The sequence below is a fragment of the Streptomyces sp. WAC05374 genome (genome assembly GCF_004353505.1).
GTDB lineage: Bacteria > Actinomycetota > Actinomycetes > Streptomycetales > Streptomycetaceae > Streptomyces.
Genome location: NZ_SMNQ01000005.1, coordinates 220382 through 241725 on the forward strand (window position 1 = coordinate 220382; position 21344 = coordinate 241725).

General features: G+C 74.2%; 17 protein-coding genes. 3 read left to right on the top strand and 14 right to left on the bottom strand.

Features of this window, described 5'->3' with window-relative positions:
* Window positions 1-76 precede the first annotated feature (76 nt).
* The 4 genes from E2B92_RS13465 to hrcA form a co-directional block, all read right to left on the bottom strand.
* The gene (locus E2B92_RS13465; RefSeq protein WP_126886660.1) at window positions 77-814 is read right to left on the bottom strand and encodes a 16S rRNA (uracil(1498)-N(3))-methyltransferase; all 738 of its coding nucleotides are present in this window, start codon (window positions 812-814) and stop codon (window positions 77-79) included.
* Complete coding sequence (locus E2B92_RS13470) at window positions 811-1887, bottom strand: nitronate monooxygenase (protein ID WP_126886658.1); 1077 nt, start codon at window positions 1885-1887, stop codon at window positions 811-813. Before E2B92_RS13470 ends, E2B92_RS13465 begins: the two co-directional genes overlap by 4 nt.
* Window positions 1888-2032: 145 nt before the next feature.
* A complete protein-coding gene (dnaJ, locus tag E2B92_RS13475) occupies window positions 2033-3172 on the bottom strand; it encodes a molecular chaperone DnaJ (RefSeq protein ID WP_126886656.1) in 1140 nt (379 codons plus the stop codon).
* On the bottom strand, window positions 3173-4189 hold the full coding sequence (gene hrcA, locus E2B92_RS13480) for a heat-inducible transcriptional repressor HrcA (protein WP_126886654.1): 1017 nt from the start codon (window positions 4187-4189) through the stop codon (window positions 3173-3175).
* 167 nt (window positions 4190-4356) lie between these two features.
* Here hrcA and E2B92_RS13485 point away from each other — a divergent pair, with 167 nt between their 5' ends.
* Complete coding sequence (locus tag E2B92_RS13485; RefSeq protein WP_126886652.1) at window positions 4357-5079, top strand: MBL fold metallo-hydrolase; 723 nt, start codon at window positions 4357-4359, stop codon at window positions 5077-5079.
* 10 nt (window positions 5080-5089) lie between these two features.
* On the top strand, window positions 5090-5887 hold the full coding sequence (locus E2B92_RS13490; protein ID WP_126886650.1) for a DUF3097 domain-containing protein: 798 nt from the start codon (window positions 5090-5092) through the stop codon (window positions 5885-5887).
* Between the two features lie 64 nt (window positions 5888-5951).
* On the opposite strand, the gene hemW is transcribed toward E2B92_RS13490, so the two are convergent.
* The 4 genes from hemW to lepA form a co-directional block, all read right to left on the bottom strand.
* The gene (hemW, locus tag E2B92_RS13495) at window positions 5952-7184 is read right to left on the bottom strand and encodes a radical SAM family heme chaperone HemW (RefSeq protein ID WP_126886649.1); all 1233 of its coding nucleotides are present in this window, start codon (window positions 7182-7184) and stop codon (window positions 5952-5954) included.
* A 15-nt stretch (window positions 7185-7199) separates the two neighbouring features.
* Complete coding sequence (locus E2B92_RS13500) at window positions 7200-9239, bottom strand: ATP-binding SpoIIE family protein phosphatase (RefSeq protein WP_126886664.1); 2040 nt, start codon at window positions 9237-9239, stop codon at window positions 7200-7202.
* A 212-nt stretch (window positions 9240-9451) separates the two neighbouring features.
* Window positions 9452-11341 carry an AMP-dependent synthetase/ligase gene (locus tag E2B92_RS13505; protein ID WP_126886647.1) on the bottom strand — a complete coding sequence of 630 codons (1890 nt, stop codon included), beginning with the start codon at window positions 11339-11341 and terminating at the stop codon, window positions 9452-9454.
* 277 nt (window positions 11342-11618) lie between these two features.
* Window positions 11619-13490 carry a translation elongation factor 4 gene (gene lepA, locus E2B92_RS13510; RefSeq protein WP_126886645.1) on the bottom strand — a complete coding sequence of 624 codons (1872 nt, stop codon included), beginning with the start codon at window positions 13488-13490 and terminating at the stop codon, window positions 11619-11621.
* Window positions 13491-13698: 208 nt separating this feature from the next.
* Between lepA and rpsT the strand changes: the two genes are divergently transcribed.
* Window positions 13699-13965 carry a 30S ribosomal protein S20 gene (gene rpsT, locus E2B92_RS13515; protein ID WP_064069563.1) on the top strand — a complete coding sequence of 89 codons (267 nt, stop codon included), beginning with the start codon at window positions 13699-13701 and terminating at the stop codon, window positions 13963-13965.
* Between the two features lie 373 nt (window positions 13966-14338).
* Here rpsT and holA read toward each other — a convergent pair whose 3' ends face one another.
* The 6 genes from holA to E2B92_RS13545 all read right to left on the bottom strand — a co-directional run bounded on the left by holA (window position 14339) and on the right by E2B92_RS13545 (window position 21304).
* Complete coding sequence (gene holA, locus E2B92_RS13520) at window positions 14339-15325, bottom strand: DNA polymerase III subunit delta (protein ID WP_126886643.1); 987 nt, start codon at window positions 15323-15325, stop codon at window positions 14339-14341.
* Between the two features lie 314 nt (window positions 15326-15639).
* Window positions 15640-15885, bottom strand: coding sequence for a hypothetical protein (locus tag E2B92_RS13525; RefSeq protein WP_126886641.1), 246 nt, complete (start codon window positions 15883-15885; stop codon window positions 15640-15642).
* Between the two features lie 24 nt (window positions 15886-15909).
* Window positions 15910-18396 carry a ComEC/Rec2 family competence protein gene (locus E2B92_RS13530; RefSeq protein WP_133087532.1) on the bottom strand — a complete coding sequence of 829 codons (2487 nt, stop codon included), beginning with the start codon at window positions 18394-18396 and terminating at the stop codon, window positions 15910-15912.
* A complete protein-coding gene (locus E2B92_RS13535; RefSeq protein ID WP_399431831.1) occupies window positions 18393-19121 on the bottom strand; it encodes a helix-hairpin-helix domain-containing protein in 729 nt (242 codons plus the stop codon). Before E2B92_RS13535 ends, E2B92_RS13530 begins: the two co-directional genes overlap by 4 nt.
* Before the next feature lie 511 nt (window positions 19122-19632).
* A complete protein-coding gene (locus E2B92_RS13540) occupies window positions 19633-20478 on the bottom strand; it encodes a DegV family protein (RefSeq protein WP_126886636.1) in 846 nt (281 codons plus the stop codon).
* 64 nt (window positions 20479-20542) lie between these two features.
* Window positions 20543-21304 (bottom strand): hypothetical protein, encoded by a 762-nt coding sequence (locus E2B92_RS13545; protein ID WP_126886634.1) that lies wholly within the window; start codon window positions 21302-21304, stop codon window positions 20543-20545.
* Window positions 21305-21344: the final 40 nt, after the last annotated feature.

Below are 21344 nucleotides of genomic sequence, written 5' to 3' on the forward strand. Positions count from 1 at the left end.
GGGTACGACAATCGGCCAAGTGGCCCCCCGCCGCGGGGGTGATGACCCGCCCGGCCGCCCCGGCGCGCCCGGTCCGTCAGGACCAGCGTCCGGTGCGCCCCAGCAGCAGGGCGGTGGCGGCCGTTCCGGCGGTCGAGGTGCGCAGCACGCTGCGACCGAGCCGGTACGGCTTCGCGCCCGCCTCCGCGAACGCCGCCAACTCCTCGGGCGACACGCCCCCTTCGGGGCCCACGACGAGCACGATGTCACCCGTGGCGGGCAGTTCGGCGGCCGCGAGCGGCTCGGCGCCCTCCTCGTGGAGCACGGCCGCGAAGTCGGCGGCGGCGAGCAACTGGGCGACCCGCTTGGTCGACGCGGCGTCCGCGACGTCGGGGAAGCGCAGCCGGCGCGACTGCTTGCCCGCCTCGCGGGCGGTGGCCCGCCACTTGCCGAGCGCCTTCAGGCCCCGGTCGCCCTTCCACTGCGTGATGCACCGGGACGCCGCCCACGGCACGATCGCGTCGACGCCCGTCTCGGTCATCGTCTCCACGGCCAGCTCGCCCCGGTCGCCCTTGGGCAGGGCCTGGACGACGGTGATGCGCGGCGCGGGCACGGGCTCCGTGCGTACCTCGGTCACCGCCACGTCGAGGCGGTCCTTGCCCTCGACGGCCGCGACCGTGCCGTACGCGCCCGTGCCGGCGCCGTCCGTGAGGACGATCTCCTCGCCGACGCGCAGCCGCCGCACCGACACGGCGTGCCGCCCCTCGGGCCCGTCGAGCGTGACGGTCCCGGGCGCACCCGGCACCCGGTCCACCAGGAAGACGGGGGCGGTCATGACGCCACGCCCCGCAGGGCGAGGGCGGCCACCGCCGCGTCCAGTTCGGCGCCCAGGACCTCCACCAGCCGCCCGGCGGGCAGCTCGCGCGCCATCCGGTGGCCCTGCCCCGCCCACAGCGCCATGCCCTGCGGGTCGCCCGCCTTGGCGGCCGCCTTGCGCAGCCCGCTGGTCAGGTGGTGCACCTCGGGGTACGCGGCCGGGGCGTACGGGCCGTGCTCGTGCATGAACCGGTTGACCAGGCCCCGCGCGGGGCGCCCCGAGAACGCCCGGGTCAGCTCGGTGCGCACGAACAGGGGGTTGGTCATGGCCTGCTTGTGCAGGGCGTGCGCGCCCGACTCGGGGCACACCAGGAACGCCGTCCCGAGCTGCGCGGCCTCGGCACCCGCCGCGAGGACCGCGGCGATCTGGCTGCCGCGCATCAGGCCGCCCGCGGCCACGATCGGCAGCGGCACGGCCTCCCTCACCTGGGCGATCAGCGCCAGCAGCCCCGTACCGGTCCCGCCGGCCTCCGGGTCGTCGCGGTGCGTGCCCTGGTGCCCGCCGGCCTCGACGCCCTGGACGCACACCGCGTCGGCCCCGGCGAGCTGCGCGGCCTGCGCCTCCTCCACCGAGGTCACCGTCACGACCGTGAGCGTCCCGGCCCGCCGGAACGCGGCCACCGTGTCCCCGCTCGGGCACCCGAACGTGAACGACACCACCGGAACGGGGTCCTCCAGCAGGATGGCCAGCTTCGCCTCGTACCCGTCGTCGCGCCCGGCGTCGGGGTCACCGAGGGGCGTGTCGTACCAGGTGGCCTCGCCGGCGAGCTGGTGGCGGTACACGTCGACGGCGGCGGGGTCGGCGTGCCCGGGCTGCGGCATGAACAGGTTCACGCCGAAGGGCCGCGAGGTCAGGCCGCGAAGCTGCTGGATCTCCTGGTACATGCCGTCGGCGGTCTTGTACCCGGCGGCCAGGAAGCCGAGGCCGCCGGCCTCGGACACGGCCGCGACGAGCTGCGGGCAGGAGGCACCACCCGCCATGGGGGCCTGCACGATCGGGTACCGGCAGAGATCGGTCAGCGCGGAGGACATGCAGGCATGGTGTCACGCCAGCGGCCCGCCGCCGAACCGGGGCGGACCCGGGCGACGCCCTGCGCACAGGCCGTCCCGCCCCGTACGGCACGGGGCGGGCACCGGGGTTCACCGCCCCGGCGCCCGCCCCGTGCCCGGGCGGTGACTACCGCCCGTTGAACGCGTCCTTGAGACGGGAGAACAGGCCCTGCTGCCCCGGCTGGAACTGACCGGTCGGACGCTCCTCGCCCCGCAGCTTCGCCAGCTCCCGCAGCAGCCGCTCCTGCTCCGGGTCCAGCTTCGACGGCGTCTGGACCTCGACGTGCACGATGAGGTCACCGCGTCCGCCGCCCCGCAGGTGCGTGACACCGCGCCCGTGCAGCGGGATGGACTGGCCCGACTGCGTACCGGGACGGATGTCGACCTCCTCCATGCCGTCGAGCGTCTCCAGCGGGCACTTGGTGCCCAGCGCGGCCGCCGTCATCGGGATGGTCACCGTGCAGTGCAGGTCGTCGCCGCGCCGCTGGAACACCGGATGCGGCAGCTCGTGGATCTCGACGTACAGGTCGCCCGCCGGGCCACCGCCCGGGCCGACCTCGCCCTCGCCGGCGAGCTGGATGCGGGTGCCGTTGTCCACGCCCGCGGGGATCTTGACCGTGAGCGTACGGCGGGAGCGGACCCGGCCGTCGCCCGCGCACTCCGGGCAGGGGGTGGGGACCACGGTGCCGAAGCCCTGGCACTGGGGGCAGGGACGGGAGGTCATGACCTGGCCCAGGAACGACCGCGTGACCTGGGAGACCTCGCCGCGGCCGCGGCACATGTCACAGGTCTGGGCCGACGTGCCGGGCGCCGCGCCCTCTCCGGAGCAGGTCGTGCAGACGACGGCCGTGTCGACCTGGATGTCCTTGGTCGTGCCGAAGGCCGCCTCCTGGAGCTCGACCTCCAGCCGGATCATGGCGTCCTGGCCGCGGCGGGTGCGCGACCGGGGGCCGCGCTGGGACGCCGTACCGAAGAAGGCGTCCATGATGTCCGAGAAGTTGCCGAAGCCGCCCGCGCCGAAGCCGCCCGCGCCCGCGCCGCCGCCGGAGGCGGACAGCGGGTCGCCGCCGAGGTCGTAGACCTGCTTCTTCTGCGGGTCCGACAGCACCTCGTAGGCGGCGTTGATCTCCTTGAACCGCTCCTGCGTCTTCGGATCGGGGTTGACGTCCGGGTGCAGCTCGCGGGCGAGCCTCCGGAACGCCTTCTTGATCTCGTCCTGGGACGCGTCGCGGCGCACGCCGAGTACGGCGTAGTAGTCCGTGGCCACTTACGACTCCGCCAGGATCTGTCCGACGTAACGTGCCACTGCGCGTACCGCTCCCATCGTTCCGGGGTAGTCCATGCGGGTCGGTCCGACCACGCCGAGTTTGGCGACTGCCTCGTCGCCCGAACCGTAGCCGACCGCGACGACGGACGTGGAGTTGAGCCCCTCATGGGCGTTCTCGTGCCCGATACGTACGGTCATGGCCGAGTCCTTGGCCTCGCCGAGCAGCTTCAGGAGCACCACCTGCTCCTCCAGCGCCTCCAGCACCGGCCGGATCGTCAGCGGGAAGTCGTGCCCGAAGCGCGTGAGATTGGCGGTGCCGCCGATCATCAGCCGCTCCTCGGTCTCCTCCACGAGCGTCTCCAGCAGCGTGGCCAGCACCGTGGAGACCGTGCCCCGGTCCTCCGCCTCGAACGACTCGGGGAGGTCCTGCACGAGGTTGGGGACGTCCGTGAAGCGCCGCCCCACGACCCGGCTGTTCAGCCGCGCCCGCAGGTCCGCCACGGACGCCTCGCCGAACGGCGCGGGGCAGTCGACCATCCGCTGCTCCACGCGCCCGGTGTCGGTGATCAGGACGAGCATCAGCCGGGCGGGGGCCAGCGACAGCAGTTCCACGTGGCGCACGGTGGAGCGCGTCAGGGACGGGTACTGCACGACCGCCACCTGCCGGGTGAGCTGCGCCAGCAGCCGCACCGTACGGCCGACGACGTCGTCGAGGTCCACGGCGCCGTCCAGGAAGTTCTGGATGGCCCGCCGCTCGGGGGTCGACAGCGGCTTGACGCCGGCGAGCCTGTCGACGAAGAGGCGGTACCCCTTGTCGGTGGGGATGCGGCCCGCGCTGGTGTGGGGCTGGGCGATGAAGCCCTCGTCCTCCAGCACCGCCATGTCGTTGCGCACGGTGGCGGGCGAGACGCCGAGGTTGTGGCGCTCCGTGAGGGCCTTGGAGCCGACGGGCTCCTCGGTGCCGACATAGTCCTGGACGATGGCGCGCAGCACCTCGAGTCTGCGTTCGCTGAGCATCGCGCGCACCTCCAGCGGGCTGTTGGTTCCTTCTGCTTGGCTGGCACTCGCAATGCCCGAGTGCCAGTCGTCCCCGGCCAGTGTACGGCGCCCGGGTACGCCCCCGGCAAGGGCGGCGGGCCACGCTACCGCGAGACGACGCTGGTGGTTGCCGATAGCGTCGCGGTATGGACGTCCATTGGGAAGACTTCGGGTGGGAGCGTCTCGCCGACGGAATCGGCCGCAGAAGGCTGCCGGTGTGGGACGCCACCACGGCGTTGGTGGTCGGCGAGGACAAGGCCCTGCTGTTCGACACGGGCGCCACGCTCCGTGAGGGTGCCGAGATCCGAGCCCAGGCGCAGGCCCTCATGGGCGGCCGGAGAGTGACGCACATCGCACTGAGTCACCCCCATTTCGATCATGTGCTGGGCACGGCGGCCTTCGCGGGGGCGGAGGTCTACGGGGCGGTCGGTGTCGACACCGTGCTGACCAGGGACCGGGAGGGGCTGCGCCGGGACGCCGTACGGCACGGGGTCGCCGAGGCGGACGCCGTGGAGGCCGCCGACGTGCTGGTGGCCCCGCACCACCTGGTGTCCGGCGAGTGGACGCTGGAGCTGGGCGGGCGGCAGGTGCTGCTGGCCAACGTGGGACCGGGGCACAGCGGCCACGACCTGGCGGTGCTCGTACCGGGCTCCCGGGAGGTGGTCCTCTGCGGCGACCTGGTGGAGGAGTCGGGCGACCCGCAGGCGGGCCCGGACGCCATCCCGTCGCGCTGGCCGGCCGCCCTGGACCGGCTGCTGGAGCTGGGCGGCGAGGAGGCCGTGTACGTCCCGGGGCACGGCGCCGCCGTCGACGCCGCCTTCGTACGCGCCCAACGCGATGAACTGGCCCGCCGGTTCGGGGTGTCGTAGCGTCTGGCGAATGCGTGCTTACGACCCTGACCTGACGCCCTCCTGGAAGCGTCCGGCCCCGGTGCCCGAGGTGCCCGCGGAGCCCGACCTGGTGGTCGAGGAGGTGAGCACCGGCTTCTGCGGGGCGGTGATCGGCTGCGAGGCGGGCACGGTGACCCTGGAGGACCGGTTCGGCAAGCACCGGGTCTTCCCGCTGGCGCCGCGCGGCTTCCTGCTGGAGGGGCGCCCGGTGACGCTGGTGCGCCCGGTGGCGGCTCCCTCCCGCCCGTCGCGCACCGCCTCGGGTTCGATCGCCGTGCCGGGCGCACGCGCGCGCGTGGCACGGGCGGGACGCATCTACGTGGAGGGGCGGCACGACGCGGAGCTGGTGGAGCGGGTGTGGGGCGACGACCTGCGCATCGAGGGCGTGGTCGTCGAGTACCTGGAGGGCGTCGACGACCTTCCGGCCGTGGTGCGGGACTTCGGCCCCGGCCCGGACGCCCGCCTCGGCGTCCTGGTGGACCACCTCGTGCCGGGCTCCAAGGAGTCCCGTATCGCGGCCTCCGTGACCGACGCCCACACCCTGGTCGTGGGGCACCCGTACATCGACATCTGGGAGGCCGTGAAGCCCTCGGCGCTCGGCATCCCCGCCTGGCCGTCCGTGCCGCGCGGCCAGGACTGGAAGCGGGGCGTGTGCCGGGCCCTCGGCTGGCCCGACAACACGGGTGCGGCCTGGCAGCACATCCTGTCCAGGGTCACCTCGTACAAGGACCTGGAGCCGGAGCTGCTGGGGCGGGTGGAGGAGCTGATCGACTTCGTGACGGCGTGAACACCGGCCCTGGTACGCCCGCCCCCGGGGGCGGGCGTCAGTCCCCGGGTCCCGCACCACCGCGTCAGTCCACCAGGTCCCGCACCACCGCGTCGGCCAGCAGCCGGCCCCGCAGCGTCAGCACGGCCCGCCCCTCGGCGTAAGGACCGGGGTCCAGGAGCCCGTCACTTACGGCCCTCTCGGCGGCCGCCAGCCCCGCGGGCTTCAGCAGCCCCAGCTCGCACCCCTCCCGCAGCCGCAGCTCCAGCAGCACCCGCTCCACCCGCCGGTCCTCCTCCGACAGGACCTCGCGCCCCGCCCCCGGTGAACGCCCCTCCGCGAGGGCGGCGGCGTACGCACCCGGGTGCTTCACGTTCCACCACCGCACGCCGCCCACGTGGCTGTGCGCGCCGGGGCCCGCGCCCCACCAGTCGGCGCCGCGCCAGTACAGCTCGTTGTGCAGGCACCGCCCGGCCCGGGAGGTGGCCCAGTTGGACACCTCGTACCAGGAGAATCCGGCGCCGGACAGCACCTCCTCCGCGATCAGGTACCGGTCCGCGTGGACGTCGTCGTCCGTCATCGGCACCTCGCCGCGCCGGATGCGCCGCGCGAGCTGGGTGCCCTCCTCCACGATCAGGGCGTAGGCGCTGACGTGGTCCGGACCGGCGCCGATGGCCGCGTCGAGCGAGGCCCGCCAGTCGTCGTCGCTCTCCCCGGGGGTGCCGTAGATCAGGTCGAGGTTCACGTGCGCGAAGCCCGCCGCGCGCGCCTCCGCGACGCAGCGCTCGGGCCGCCCGGGCGTATGGGTGCGGTCGAGCACCTTGAGGACGTGCTGCCGGGCGCTCTGCATGCCGAAGGAGATCCGGTTGAACCCGCCCTCGCGCAGCTCCGCGAGGTAGGCGGGGTCGACGGACTCCGGGTTCGCCTCGGTGGTGATCTCGGCGTCGTCCGCGAGCCCGAACTCGTCGCGGATCGCCCCGAGCATCGTCACCAGGTCGGCGGCGGCGAGCAGCGTGGGCGTGCCGCCGCCGACGAAGACCGTCCGCACCGGCCGGGGGTCGTCCCCGAGGACCTTCCGCGCGAGGCGCACCTCCTCCGTCAGCGTGGCGGCGTAGTTGTCGCGCGAGGCGAGCACGCCGCCGGAGCCGCGCAGCTCGGTGGCGGTGTAGGTGTTGAAGTCGCAGTAGCCGCAGCGGGTCGCGCAGTACGGCACGTGCAGATAGAACCCGAGCGGCCGCTCACCGGCCCCGAGCAGGGCGGACGCGGGCAGCGCGCCGTCCTCGGGCATGGGCTCACCATCGGGCAGTACGGAAGGCATGCTCCCCATTGTCCGTCACCCGGGCACCTGGCCCGGAGCGCCGGCGGGCAGGGGGGCGGCCCGGAGCACCAGCAGGGCGAGGTCGTCCCGTACGGGCGCCTCGCCGAAGGTGTGGACCGCCCGCCGGATACGGTCGGCGACCTCCCGCGCGGGCAGCCCGGCGCACCCGGCCAGGGCCTCGGCGAGCCCGTCCCCGTCGTCGAACATCCGGCCCGTGCGGGAGCGGCGCTCGGTGACGCCGTCGGTGACGCACAGCAGGGTGTCGCCGGGCGCGAGGTGGAAGGTGTGGCTCTCGTACCCGACGTCGTCGACGACGCCCAGCAGCACCTGGGGCGCGGCGGCGGGCGTCACGGTGCCGTCGGGGCGCAGCAGCAGCGGCAGTGGGTGGCCGGCGCAGGCGAGGGTGCAGCGGGCGCCGCCGCCGTCCCCGGGGGCGAGCGGCACGAGCTCGCCGTACAGGAGGGACAGGAAGCGCGACTGGGGCTGGGGCGGGGGCTGCGGGTCGCCGGGGAGGTCACCGGCGGCGGCGACCATGGAGGCGGCGGCCTCGGCCGCCTCGGTGGCGTCGTCGAGGAGCAGCCGGTTGAGCCGGTCGAGGACGTGTCCGACCTGGTGGTCCTCGCGGGCCAGCAGCCGCAGCCAGGGGCGGGCGAGTCCGGTGACGACGGCCGCCTCGGGGCCGCTGCCCTGGACGTCGCCGAGCATGAAGCACCAGCGGCGCGCTCCGGGGCCGGCCTGGAACACGTCGTAGAAGTCGCCGCCCGCGAGGCCGTCGTCGCTGGGCTCGTACACGACGTGGCTCTCGACGCCGGGGATGTGGGCCACCTGGCTGGGCAGCAGCCCCCGCTGGAGCACCCGGCTGATGGTGACCTGGCGGGTGTAGCGGCGGGCGGCGCCGATGGCGTGGGCGACGCGGCGCGCGAAGTCCTCGACGAGGGTGGCGACGGCGTCGGGCACCCGGGCCCGGCCGCGCCGCCCCAGCATCAGCGTGCCGAGCGGGTGCCCGCCGACGACCAGCCGGTAGGCGAGCGCCGTACCACCGGGCGCGCCCGCCCCGTCCCTGGCGCGTGCGTCCGTCCCGTCCCCGGCCGTCTCGCCCCTGGCGTGCCCGGCCGCGTCTCCGGCTTCGTATCCGGTGCCGTCGCCGTCCGTGTGGCCGCCCCCGGTGTCGTGCCCTTCGGGGGACGGCCAGGGGATCGGCACCGGGCCGGGGCGGGCCGGCTCCGGCATCCGGGGCGGCTCCTTCTCCAGCACCGTACGCAGCGCCTCCAGCGCCGACTCGTCGGCGTGCCACACCCGGGCGAGCCTCGGCCCGCCGCCCTCCGTGCCCTCGCCCTCCAGCCAGAAGGCGCACCAGTCGGCCAGGCGCGGCACCAGGAGCTGGCCGGCGAGCGCGGCGACGAGGTCCTCGTCGAGCTGCCCGGCGAGCAGGTCCGACGCCTCCGCGAGGAACGACAGCGCTCCCCGGCCGGCCCACTCGTGGTCGTCGCGCACCACCCGGCGGGGTGCCGGGGCGAGGATCTCCGCGGCACGCAGCCCGCGCTGGAGCGCCGGCTCGGCGCCGGGTACGGGGCAGGTGTCCCAGCCGTCGAGGGGCAGCCGCGCCCAGACGGTCTTCAGGCCGGGGCGGTAGGTGATGCCCCAGCACTCGGCGAGGGCGGCGACGAGCTGGAGCCCACGGCCGTACTCGTCGAGACCGTCCTCGTCCTCACGGTGCTGGTGCTCGTGGCGGACGGTACGGGTGGGGTGGTGGTCGGAGACCTCGAGGACGAGGGCGGCGGGCCGGCCGTCGGCGGGGTCCTCGAGCCGGAAGAGGAGCTCGACGGTGGTGCCCGCGTGGACGACGGCGTTGGTGACGAGTTCGCCGACCGCCAGGACGGCGTCGTCCGCGACACGGTCGGTGATCGTCGCGGCGGCGGGCAGGGCCAGGCCGGTCCAGTCGGCGAGCGCGGCGCGCACGAAGCGGCGGGCGGCGGCCGGCGCGAGCGGGTTGCCGGGCAGGCTGGTGCGCGTGACGGTCTGGCCCGGAGGCGGCTGGTGGGGCGGCAGCAGCAGCTCGCCGGTGGTCGCGCGCTGTGTCGGGAAGGACCCTGTCGGATAGGACCCCACGTGCGGCTCCTCGTCGGCTCCTGATCGGCTGGTGGTGCGGACACCGACAGGGTGACAGATCGAGCACGCTCATAAGCGCCGAGTCATCGAACTCGCCCGTGGGAACGGGGCCGCGCGCCGTGGCGCGGCCCCGTCGGCCGTACGGTCGGGCCGTGCGGTCAGGACTCCCGCGTCCCGGCGTACATCTCGTCGATGAGGTGCTTGTACTCCCGCTCGACCACCGGGCGCTTCAGCTTCAGGCTCGGCGTCAGCTCACCGTGCTCGATGTCGAGGTCGCGCGGCAGCAGGCGGAACTTCTTGATGGTCTGCCAGCGCTGGAGCCCCTCGTTGAGGCGGTCCACATAGCCCTGGATGAGCTGGGTGGCCTCCGGCGTGGCGACGACATCGGCGTACGGCTTGCCGCCCAGGCCGTGCTCCTCCGCCCAGCCGAGGATCGCGGGCTCGTCGAGGGCGATGAGCGCGGTGCAGAAGTTCCGGTCGGCGCCGTGGACGAGGATGTTGGAGACGAACGGGCAGACCGCCTTGAACTGTCCCTCGACCTCGGCGGGGGCGATGTACTTGCCGCCGGACGTCTTGATCAGGTCCTTCTTGCGGTCGGTGATGCGGAGGTAGCCGTCGGCGGACAGTTCGCCGATGTCCCCGGTGTGGAACCAGCCGTCCGGCTCCAGCACCTCGGCGGTCTTCTCGGGGAGCCCGTGGTAGCCCTCCATGATGCCGGGGCCGCGCAGCAGGATCTCGCCGTCGTCCGCGATCCGCACCTCGGTGCCGGGGAACGGCTTGCCGACGGTGCCGGTGCGGTTCGCGTCGCCCGGGTTGAGGAAGGACGCGGCGCTGGACTCGGTGAGGCCGTACCCCTCCAGGATCGGGATGCCGGCGCCGGAGAAGAAGTAGCCGATGTCGGGCGCGAGGGCCGCCGACCCGGAGACGGCGGCACGCAGCCGTCCGCCGAACGCGTCGCGGAGCTTGGCGTAGACGAGCGTGTCGGCGACCTTGTGCTTGACGCCCAGGCCGAAGGGAACGCTCGCGTTGCCGGTGCGGCGGAGGTTGTCCTGGCTGGTCCTCGCGTACTCGCGGGCGACCTCGGCGGCCCACTGGAAGATCTTGTACTTGGCCCCGCCCCCGGCCCGCGCCTTCGCCGCGACGCCGTTGTAGACCTTCTCGAAGATGCGGGGCACGGCGGCCATGTACGTCGGCTGGACGACCGGCAGGTTCTCGATGATCTTGTCGACGCGGCCGTCGACGGCGGTGATGTGCCCGATCTCGATCTGCCCGGAGGTCAGCACCTTGCCGAAGACATGGGCGAGCGGCAGCCACAGGTACTGCACGTCGTCGGCGGTGATCAGGCCGATGGCGCCGATGGCCTTGGCCATGTACGACCAGTTGTCGTGCGGCAGCCGTACGCCCTTGGGGCGGCCGGTGGTGCCGGAGGTGTAGATGAGGGTGGCGAGCTGGTCGGCGGTGATCGCGGCCACCCGCTCCCGGACGGCGTCCGGGTTCTTCTCCAGGTACGCCCGGCCGCGCTCCTCCAGCTCGGCGAGGGAGAGGACCCAGCCCTCCGGGTCGCCCGCGTCCGCCTCGACGCCGGCCGGGTCGATGACGACGACGTGGGCGAGGTCCGGCAGGTCGGCGCGGCGCTCACGGGCCTTGGCCAACTGGGCGGCGTCCTCGGCGATCAGCACGCGGCTGTCGGAGTCGGCGAGGATGTACGCCGACTCCTCGGCGTTGGTCTGGGGGTAGACGGTGGTGGTCGCGGCGCCCGCGCACATCACGCCGAAGTCGGCGAGGATCCACTCGACCCGGGTGGCGGAGGCGAGGGCGACCCGCTCCTCGGGGCGTACGCCGAGGTCGATCAGGCCGGCCGCCACGGCGTAGACGCGCTCGGCGGCCTGCGCCCAGCTCAGGGACTTCCAGTCGTCGGGGCCCTGACCGGAGGCGTTGGGGACGGGGTAGCGGTACGCCTCCGCGTCGGGGGTCTTGGCCACGCGCTCCAGGAAGAGGGCCGCCACGGAGGGCGGTCGGTTCTCGATCAGGGTCTGTGTGTCGCTCACGACGTCCTCCGGGCGGCTTGCGGCAGGGCTGCACGACGGGATGATTGTTTAACTGGCGAGTAACCCTCGGGCGGCATCAGGTTAGAGCGCCGTGGTCCGCCACGTAAGGGGCTGCGGCCCGGCGGTTCATACCCGCTTCATAACGACTGCGCTGCCCGGTGGCACGCCGCGGGCACGCAAAAGCGCCCGTCCGTGAACCGAACGGGCGCTTCTGCTCCGCCGCGTACCGCGCCGGCGGGCGGGCGCGGGGCGGGCGCCGGGCGTGGCGCGGGGCGGGCTACTTCTTGCCCTTGCCGCCCGCCGAGTCGTCGCTGGACAGCACCGCGATGAAGGCCTCCTGGGGCACCTCCACGGAACCGACCATCTTCATCCGCTTCTTGCCCTCCTTCTGCTTCTCCAGCAGCTTCCGCTTACGGGAGATGTCACCGCCGTAGCACTTGGCGAGGACGTCCTTGCGGATGGCGCGGATGGTCTCACGGGCGATGACCCGCGAGCCGATGGCCGCCTGGATGGGCACCTCGAAGGCCTGCCGCGGGATGAGCTCGCGCAGCTTGGCGACGAGCCGCACGCCGTACGCGTACGCCGCGTCCTTGTGCGTGATGGCCGAGAAGGCGTCCACCTTGTCGCCGTGCAGCAGGATGTCGACCTTGACCAGGCTGGACGCCTGCTCACCGGTGGGCTCGTAGTCGAGGGAGGCGTAACCGCGCGTCTTGGACTTGAGCTGGTCGAAGAAGTCGAAGACGATCTCGGCGAGGGGCAGGGTGTAACGGATCTCCACCCGGTCCTCGGAGAGGTAGTCCATGCCGAGGAGCGTGCCGCGGCGGGTCTGGCACAGCTCCATGATCGAGCCGATGAACTCGCTGGGCGCGAGGATCGTGGCGCGGACGACCGGCTCGTACACCTCGCTGATCTTGCCCTCGGGGAACTCGCTCGGGTTGGTGACGGTGTGCTCGGTGCCGTCTTCCATGAGGACGCGGTAGACCACGTTGGGCGCGGTGGCGATCAGGTCCAGCCCGAACTCGCGCTCCAGCCGCTCGCGGATCACGTCCAGGTGCAGCAGGCCCAGGAAGCCGACGCGGAAGCCGAAGCCCAGCGCGGCGGAGGTCTCGGGCTCGTAGACGAGCGCGGCGTCGTTGAGCTGCAGCTTGTCGAGGGCGTCGCGCAGCTCGGGGTAGTCCGAGCCGTCCAGCGGGTAGAGGCCGGAGAACACCATGGGCTTGGGGTCCTTGTAGCCGCCCAGTGCCTCGGTGGCGCCCTTGTGCAGGGTGGTGATGGTGTCACCGACCTTGGACTGCCGGACGTCCTTCACGCCGGTGATCAGATACCCGACCTCGCCGACGCCGAGCCCGTCGGCCGGGAGCATCTCGGGCGAGTTCGTCCCGATCTCCAGCAGCTCGTGGGTCGCGCCGGTGGACATCATGCGGATGCGCTCGCGCTTGTTGAGCTGCCCGTCGATCACACGGACGTAGGTGACGACACCGCGGTAGGAGTCGTAGACCGAGTCGAAGATCATCGCGCGGGCCGGGGCGTCGGCGACGCCGACCGGCGCGGGGACGTCCTTGACCACACGGTCCAGCAGCGCCTCGACGCCCAGACCGGTCTTGGCCGAGACCCGCAGCACGTCGTCGGGCTCGCAGCCGACCAGGTTGGCCAGCTCCTCGGCGAACTTCTCCGGCTGGGCGGCCGGGAGGTCGATCTTGTTGAGCACCGGGACGATGGTGAGGTCGTTCTCCATCGCCAGGTAGAGGTTGGCGAGGGTCTGCGCCTCGATGCCCTGGGCGGCGTCGACCAGCAGGATGGTGCCCTCGCAGGCGGCCAGGGACCGCGACACCTCGTAGGTGAAGTCGACGTGACCGGGGGTGTCGATCATGTTGAGGATGTGGGTACTGCCCTGACCGGGCCCCTCGGTGGGGGCCCACGGCAGACGCACGGCCTGGGACTTGATCGTGATGCCGCGCTCGCGCTCGATGTCCATGCGGTCGAGGTACTGAGCGCGCATCTGCCGCTGCTCGACCACACCGGTGAGCTGGAGCATCCGGTCGGCAAGGGTGGACTTGCCGTGGTCGATGTGCGCGATGATGCAGAAATTGCGGATCAGTGCCGGGTCGGTACGGCTCGGCTCGGGCACGTGGATAGGGGTCGCGGGCACGCAGGGTCCTGATTCTCGAGACGCCGGGCGTCTCTGCTCGGGTCGACGTCGGATCGATACGTAGGTTCCATGGTCCCACGGACGGGGACGGGCGCTCGGTTTGGGCCGCTCCGAGGGCGGCTGGTAGCCTGGGTCGCTGTGTCTCGTGGCCCTCTCAGCAACGTGGCACGCATCAGAGAAATCCTTACGAACCTGAAAAGGCTCTTTCGTGGCGAACATCAAGTCCCAGATCAAGCGGAACAAGACCAACGAGAAGGCGCGCCTGCGCAACAAGGCCGTCAAGTCGTCGCTCAAGACCGCGATCCGCAAGGCCCGTGAGGCTGCCGCCGCGGGTGACGTCGAGAAGGCCACCGTTGCCGCTCGCGCCGCCTCCCGTGCGCTCGACAAGGCCGTCTCGAAGGGTGTCATCCACAAGAACGCCGCCGCCAACAAGAAGTCGGCGCTGGCCACCAAGGTTGCCTCCCTCCAGGGCTGAGCTTGATTTGATCGCCGGAAGGGACCCAGCGGGCCCTCTCATCCGCTCCTGACCGGCACCCCGAGCCCGTACGCGGCCTGCGTTCGCCACGCGGGTACGAGCTCACCAACGCATCACCCGAAGGCCCCGTCGCCGTCCTTCCCCAGGACCCGCCGGGGCCTTCGCCATCCCCACCAGGCCGGCCACGGGGCACGGCCCCCGCCATGGTCCGCAAGCGCCGACGGCGCACGGGCACCCAATGGTCCGCAAGCCGCCGACGGCGCACGGGCACCCACAAGCCACCCGCACGGGCGGTGCGGGTGGGAATCCCCGCCCCGGCCGTCAGGCCGGGCGCACGACGACCGGCCCGGAGCCGCCGCACGGCAGCGCCGGCTCAGCGGCGGGAGCGGGCCGCGCGCGCGACGGTCACGACCGCCTTCTCCAGCGCGTACTCCGGGTCGTCGCCCCCGCCCTTGACGCCCGCGTCCGCCTCCGCGATCGCGCGCAGCGCGACGGCCACCCCGTCGGGCGTCCAGCCGCGCATCTGCTGGCGCACCCGGTCGATCTTCCACGGCGGCATGCCGAGCTCGCGCGCGAGGTCGGCGGGCCGCCCGCCCCGCGCGGACGACAGCTTGCCGATCGCCCGCACCCCCTGCGCCAGCGCGCTGGTGATCAGCACGGGCGCGACCCCCGTCGACAGCGACCACCGCAGCGCCTCCAGGGCCTCGGCCGCCCGCCCCTCCACCGCCCGGTCGGCGACGTTGAAGCTGGAGGCCTCCGCGCGGCCCGTGTAGTAGCGCCCGACGACCGCCTCGTCGATGGTGCCCTCGACGTCCGCGACGAGCTGCGACACCGCCGACGCGAGCTCCCGCAGGTCACTGCCGACCGCGTCCACCAGCGCCTGGCACGCCTCCGGCGTCGCCGACCGCCCCAGGCCGCGGAACTCACCGCGGACGAACGTCAGCCGCTCCGCCGGCTTGGTGGTCTTGGGGCACGCGACCTCCCTCGCGCCCGCCTTGCGTGCCGCGTCCAGCAGGCCCTTGCCCTTGGCGCCGCCCGCGTGGAGGAGAACGAGGCTGATGTCCTCCACGGGCGAGCCGAGGTACGCCTTGATGTCCTTGATCGTGTCGGCGGAGAGGTCCTGCGCGTTCCGCACGACCAGCACCTTGCGCTCGGCGAAGAGCGACGGGCTCGTCAGCTCGGCGAGGGCGCCGGGCTGGAGCTGGTCGGGCGTCAGGTCGCGGACGTCCGTGTCGGCGTCGGCCGCGCGGGCGGCCGCCACCACCTGCTGCACCGCGCGGTCGAGGAGGAGGTCCTCCTGCCCCACGGCGAGGGTGACGGGCGCGAGGACGTCATCGGTGGAGTTCTTTCTGGTGGCCATCGCGAACCAGCATCGCACGGCCCACCGACACCGCCGGTCCGCCCGGGCACCCCTCCATCACGGCCACCGTGCTCCACCGGCCCGTCCAGCTCGCCTGGCTCACCCGGCCCGCCCGGCTCACCGGCTCTCCCCGCTCCACGGTGTCCCCCGGCCCGCCTGGCTCGCCTGGCTCGCCCGTCCGCCTGGCCCCACCGGCTCACCGGCCCGCCCGGCCCGCCCGGCTCCAGCGGCTCACCAGCCCGCCCGCACCGTGCTCGGCGGCCCGGCCCCGGAAGGCACCGCTTCCCGGGGCCGCGTGTCCCGCCCCTTTCTCCCTACGGTTCTTCCCGCCAGCCGTCCCACTGGGCCGCGAACTCGTCCAGTTCCTTCGCCGCGAGCCGTCCCTCCGGGTCCTCGACGACCACCAGCCACTGGGCGTCCTCGGCGTCGTCCTCACCGGCCAGGGCGTCCCGTACGAGCTGGGGTTCCTCCGTGATCCCGAACCGCTCCCCGAGCTCCTCGGCGGCCTCCTCGGCCGCGTCCCGGTCGGGCAGCACCAGCACATGTCTCACATCACTCACCCGCACCATTGTTCCTGCGTGCCCCTACGGTCCCGGCCCCGCCCCCAGGGCCGTGCCGGCCCGCAGTTCCTCCCCCCTTCCGGTGACGGCGATCGCCCCGTGCCTGTCGGTGCTCAGCACCACCGCTCCCCCGGCCCGCAGGGCATGGACCGTGCGCGGTGACGGATGCCCGTACGGGTTGTCCCGGCCGGCCGAGACCAGCGCCAGCCGCGGCCCGGCCCTGCTGAGCAGACGCGGGTCCTGGTGGGCCGAGCCGTGGTGGGCGACCTTCAGGACGTCCACCCGCGACAGGTCCGGGTGGGCCCGCAGCAGGCCCTGCTGGGCAGGAGGCTCCAGGTCGCCGAGGAGCAGCAGGGTCGTACCGCCGGCCGCGCGGACCAGGAGCGTGACGCTGGCATCGTTCGCCCCCTCCGGCGCCGGCCCCGCGCCCACGGCGCCCGGCCACAGCACCCGCCAGTCGAGGGGCCCGATCCGGCGGCGCTCACCGGCCCCGGCCACGACGACCGGCACGCCCGCCGCGGCGGCCGTCCGCCGCACGAACGCCGCCTGGTCCGCCGGTTCCTGGAGGCTCGTGGTCTGGATCGCCCCGACGGCCCGGCCCCGCAGGACACCCGGCAGTCCTGTGACATGGTCGGCGTGGAAGTGCGTGAGCACCACCAGTGGCACCCGGCTGACGCCCAGGTCGCGCAGGCACCGGTCCACGGGCACCGGGTCGGGCCCCGCGTCCACCACCACGGCCGTGTCCCGGCCCGCCGCGAGGACCGTCGCATCGCCCTGCCCGACGTCGCACATGGCGAACACCCACCCCGGCGGCGGCCACCCGGTGAGCAGCCTGGTGAGCGGCGGCGGCCGCACCACCGCCAGCAGCAGGAGCACGGTGCACACCCCGGCCAGCCACGCGCGGTGCCGCACCCGCCGCACCCACACCACCGCCACTCCCGTGACGGCGGCCAGCAGGAGCCCACCGGCCCACCCTCCGGGCCACTGGACCTCCGCACCGGGCAGCGCGGCGCCCTCGCGGGCGACGGAGGCGATCCAGCCCGCCGGCCACCCGGCGCACCGGGCGAGCAGCCCGGCCACCGGCATCGCGAGCGGTGCCGTGGCGAGCGCGGCGAACCCGAGCACGGTCGCCGGGGCCACCGCGAGTTCGGCGAGCAGGTTGCAGGGGATCGCCACGAGGCCGACCCGGGCGGCGAAGACCGCCACCACCGGGGCGCACACGGCCTGGGCCGCCGCCGTCGCCGCCAGGGCCTCCGCGATCCGTGGCGGCACGCGGCGCCTCCGCAGGGAGGCGCTCCAGCGTGGTGCGACGGTCAGCAGCGCCCCGGTGGCCAGCACGGACAGCAGGAATCCGTAACTGCACGCCAGCCACGGGTCGTAGAGCACCAGCAGCAGCACGGCGGCGGCGAGTGCGGGAATCAGTGACCTGCGCCGCCCGGTGCCGATGGCGAGCAGGGTGATCAGCCCACAGGCGGCGGCGCGCAGCACGCTCGGGTCCGGCCGGCAGACCAGGACGAACGCCAGGGTCAGCGCCCCGCCGAGCAGCGCGGTCGCCCGCAGGGGGATGCCCAACCGGGGCGCCAGCCCGCCGCGTTCGGCCTTCAGGGCACTGCCGGGCGGTCCGATGAGCAGCAACAGAACAATCGTGAGATTGCTACCGCTCACGGCCAACAGATGCGTGAGGTCGGTGGCGCGGAAGGCGTCGTGCAGGTCGGGCGGGATGCGGGAGGTGTCGCCGACGACCAACCCCGGCAGCAGGGCGCGCGCGTCCGGCGCCAGCCCTTCGGTGGCCTCCCGCAGCCCTGCCCGGAGCCCTCCTGCGGCGCGCTGGAGCGGGGTCGGCGGCCCGATGACCCGGGGCGGTCCCGCATCCACCCGCAGGACGGCGGCGAACGGGTCGCCCGGGCTCTGCGGCGGTGCCAGCCGCCCCGTCAGGCGCAGACGGGTGGACGGCAGCAGCAGCCGCCAGTCGGCTCCACCTGGCGACACGACCACCAGCACGGGGGTACGGACCCGGGAGGCCGTCCCGTCCGACGCGGTCACCCGGGTCACCTCGGCGTTCAGGACCACGGAGACGGGCACCGCCCTGGGGCCGCGCACTTTCGCGTGCGTGAGGCGCGGGTCGGAGGTGACCGTCGCCTCGGCGGTGACCCGGCCGTGCCGTTCCGCCAGACCCGGCAGCGGCCCCCTGCGCAGATCGGCCCCGTGCAGTCCGGCGGACGCCGCACCGGCCGCGGCACAGAGCAGCACCGCCGCGACGGCCGTGCCGTTGCCCCGCGACCGGGCCCGTGCGCCCGCCCCGCCCCGGCCGAGCAGCAGCACGAGACCGCCGGCCAGGCACAGCGTCACGCCCGTCGCCGTCCACCCGCCCGGGGCACCCAGCGCGAGCGCCGCCGCACCCCATGCCGCCAGGGCGGGCCCCACCAGCCGCAGGTCGGCCGGGCCTTCCCGCCGTGGATCGGCGGCGCCCGGCGGTGTACCCGACGCGGTGTGAACCACGGTGCCCCTCATGGGCGTACGAGGGACTGGAGGTCCGAGAACCGGCGCTCACCGATTCCCTGGACCTCGCGGAGTTCGTCGACCGACCGGAAACCCCCGTGCCGGGTGCGGTAGTCGACGATGTGCTGGGCCAGCACGGGGCCGACACCGGGCAGCGTGTCGAGCTGTTCCACCGTGGCGGTGCTGAGGCTGACCGGCCCCGGGGCCTGGGCGGTCCCACCGGGCGCGTTCGCCCCGGGCGCCACTCCTCCCACCGGTGCGGGCGCGGCGCCCACCACGATGTGCTCACCGTCCATGAGCACACGGGCCCGGTTCAGCCCCGTGACGTCGGTGCCGGGCCTGACACCGCCCGCCGCGCGCAGGGCGTCGGCGACCCGTGATCCGGCGGGCAGCCGCAGCACGCCCGGCCGCCGTACCTTCCCGCTCACGTCGACGACGACGGGCGGCGCCCCGCCCGGAGCCGCCCGCGGGCCGGCCGCTCGACTCGCCCCAGGGCCTGGTGCCGCCTCCGCGACCACCTCGGGAGCCCGCACCGGCTCCGGCCGGCCCGCCCAGAAGTACCGCCCGGCGAGGACGGCGGCCACCACCAGGACGACCGCGAGCGCGGCGACCGTCCGGGGCTCCATCCCGCACCGCACCTGCGTCCACAGCGGCAACCGGTCCCGTACGCCCAGCCACCACCGCTCCCGCCGCCCGACCGCCTCGGTCTCCTCCGGCCCGGCAGCCACCGGACGCACAACGCGCACCACGTCCGCCGCACCCGTACCCCCCGGGCCACCCGCCGTGCCACCCTCCGGCTCCTGGCCGGGGTGCGATGTCGGTGCTGGGTGGCGTGGGGCCGAGTGGGGCTGTGGCGGCGGTGGGCGGTGTGGCTGCGCGGCCGGTGATTCCACCGCACCCACCCCCGGCGGGTCGGCGCCGGGGAGGGACCTGCCCCCGAGGAGGGCGTCCGCGCGGCGGCGGGCCGGGGTCGGCACCGCTACCCGCGTGTGGGGGGCGGTGCCCCGCCCGCGCACGCGGCGGCGGGCCGCGGACCGGCCGCGGGTGCGGCCGTCCGATCCGGCCGCCCGGCCGGGTCCGCTCGCCGCGCGCACGGCAAGCATCCGATCAGTCACTCTGCGTGTTCGTGCTGCCATGCCACAGCACGGTAGGCGCCATCACGCGAACCCGCCGAGCCGCGTCAGTTTCCGTGGAAAACCCACCAGTTGGGGAAAACCGGGTCACCCGTGCGAGTGATGCCCGCGGGGGTCACCGCGCCGAGACGACCACGCCCAGCAGCCCGGGACCGGTGTGGGCGCCGATGACCGCGCCGACCTCGCTGACGTGCAGCTCCGCCAGGCCGGGCACGCGGCCGCGCAGCCGGTCCGCGAGGGCGGCCGCCCGATCAGGGGCCGAGAGGTGGTGCACCGCGATGTCCACCGGGCTCGCTCCCGCCCGCTCGGCGGCGATCTCCTCCAGCCGGGCGATGGCCTTCGAGGCCGTGCGCACCTTCTCCCGCAGCTCGATCCGCCCGCCCTCCAGCTCCAGCAGCGGCTTCACGGCGAGCGCGGAGCCGAGCAGGGCCTGGGCCGCGCCGATGCGGCCGCCCCGGCGCAGGTACTCGAGGGTGTCGACGTAGAAGTAGGCGAAGGTCCCGGCGGCACGCTTCTCGGCGGCGGCGACCACGTCGTCCAGGGTGCCGCCCGCCTCCGCCGTCTCGGCGGCGGCGAGCGCGCAGAAGCCCAGCGCCATGGCGACCATCCCGGTGTCGACGACCCGCACGGGCACGGCCGCTTCCTTGGCGGCCAGCAGCGCGGCGTCGTAGGTGCCGGAGAACTCCGCCGACAGGTGCAGCGACACGATGCCGGTGGCGCCCTTCTCGGCCGCCGCCCGGTAGGCCTCGGCGAACAGCTCGGGGCTGGGGCGGGAGGTGGTCACGGAGCGCCGCTTCTGGAGCGCGAGGGCGAGCGAGCGCGCCGAGATCTCCGTGCCCTCCTCCAGGGCCTGGTCGCCGAGGACGACGGTCAGCGGGACCGCGGTGATACCGTGCCGCTCCATCGTCTGCGGCGGCAGGTAGGCCGTTGAATCGGTGACGATCGCGACATGGCGGGACATGACCGGGAGGGTACCCCGGAGGGAGCTCGGTAGGGCAGCCCGCCCCCGTCCGTGATCGAAACGGTCAGTTCGTGGTCTCGGGGCGCGTCGACTTCTGCCAGGAGTAGAAGGTCTGTTGACGGGGATCCTGCGCGGTGATCGCCTTGGGGGCGTCGCCCTGCGGGGCTCCGCCGCCGGCCGCCGCCTGGGCACCGGAGCGGCCGCCTGCGTCCGCCTGCCGGGTCTCCTCCGCCGGCGCCGGCTGCCCCGCCGCCTCCGGCCAGGAGAGGTCGTCCTGCTCGGGGGCCGACCAGTGCCGCAGCGCCCCGGCCTCGACGTCGATCTGCGCGCTGAGCGACGCCAGCTCGTCGTCCGCGAACTTCCGGGCCCGGTCGCGGGCCGCCCACCGCAGCGACTCCGCCGCGTGAGTGATCCGCTCCGTACGCTCACGCAGCTCACCGAGCTGCGCGGCCACCCCCGCGCGGTCGGGGTCGCGCTCCAGCCGCTTGAGGTCCGCGTCCAGTTCGTGCCCGTGCGCGCTGAGCCGCCGGAACAGCTCCAGGGACTCCTTGAGCGACGCGTCCTCCGCCGCGCCGGCCTCGAGCGCCTCCTGGGTGGCGCGCATCGACGTCCGCAGCGACAGCCGCAGTTGCGCCAGCTCGGGCGTCACGCCGCCCGGCCCGTAGCTCTTGGCCCGCAGCGTGGTGTCCTCGACGGTGCGCCGCGCCTGGGTGATCGTGCGGTCGACTCCGCGCTTCGCCGCCTTGACCACCTTGACCGTCGCGTACACCCCCAGGGCGACGAAGGCGAGGAAGAGCACCGCCAGGATCAGGATCGCCTCTGTCATGAAGTCCCCTCGGGGTCAATCGGTGCGGTGTCGGACGCGG

What these genes read in the sequence shown, in the direction of transcription:
- holA (WP_126886643.1), bottom strand. Translation starts at nt 15,325, where the DNA reads ATGGCCACCAGAAAGAACTCCACCGATGACGTCCTCGCGCCCGTCACC.
- E2B92_RS13540 (WP_126886636.1), bottom strand. Translation starts at nt 20,478, where the DNA reads ATGTCCCGCCATGTCGCGATCGTCACCGATTCAACGGCCTACCTGCCG.
- E2B92_RS13485 (WP_126886652.1), top strand. Translation starts at nt 4,357, where the DNA reads ATGGACGTCCATTGGGAAGACTTCGGGTGGGAGCGTCTCGCCGACGGA.
- hrcA (WP_126886654.1), bottom strand. Translation starts at nt 4,189, where the DNA reads ATGCTCAGCGAACGCAGACTCGAGGTGCTGCGCGCCATCGTCCAGGAC.
- E2B92_RS13545 (WP_126886634.1), bottom strand. Translation starts at nt 21,304, where the DNA reads ATGACAGAGGCGATCCTGATCCTGGCGGTGCTCTTCCTCGCCTTCGTC.
- E2B92_RS13465 (WP_126886660.1), bottom strand. Translation starts at nt 814, where the DNA reads ATGACCGCCCCCGTCTTCCTGGTGGACCGGGTGCCGGGTGCGCCCGGG.
- E2B92_RS13470 (WP_126886658.1), bottom strand. Translation starts at nt 1,887, where the DNA reads ATGTCCTCCGCGCTGACCGATCTCTGCCGGTACCCGATCGTGCAGGCC.
- E2B92_RS13530 (WP_133087532.1), bottom strand. Translation starts at nt 18,396, where the DNA reads ATGAGGGGCACCGTGGTTCACACCGCGTCGGGTACACCGCCGGGCGCC.
- hemW (WP_126886649.1), bottom strand. Translation starts at nt 7,184, where the DNA reads ATGCCTTCCGTACTGCCCGATGGTGAGCCCATGCCCGAGGACGGCGCG.
- E2B92_RS13490 (WP_126886650.1), top strand. Translation starts at nt 5,090, where the DNA reads ATGCGTGCTTACGACCCTGACCTGACGCCCTCCTGGAAGCGTCCGGCC.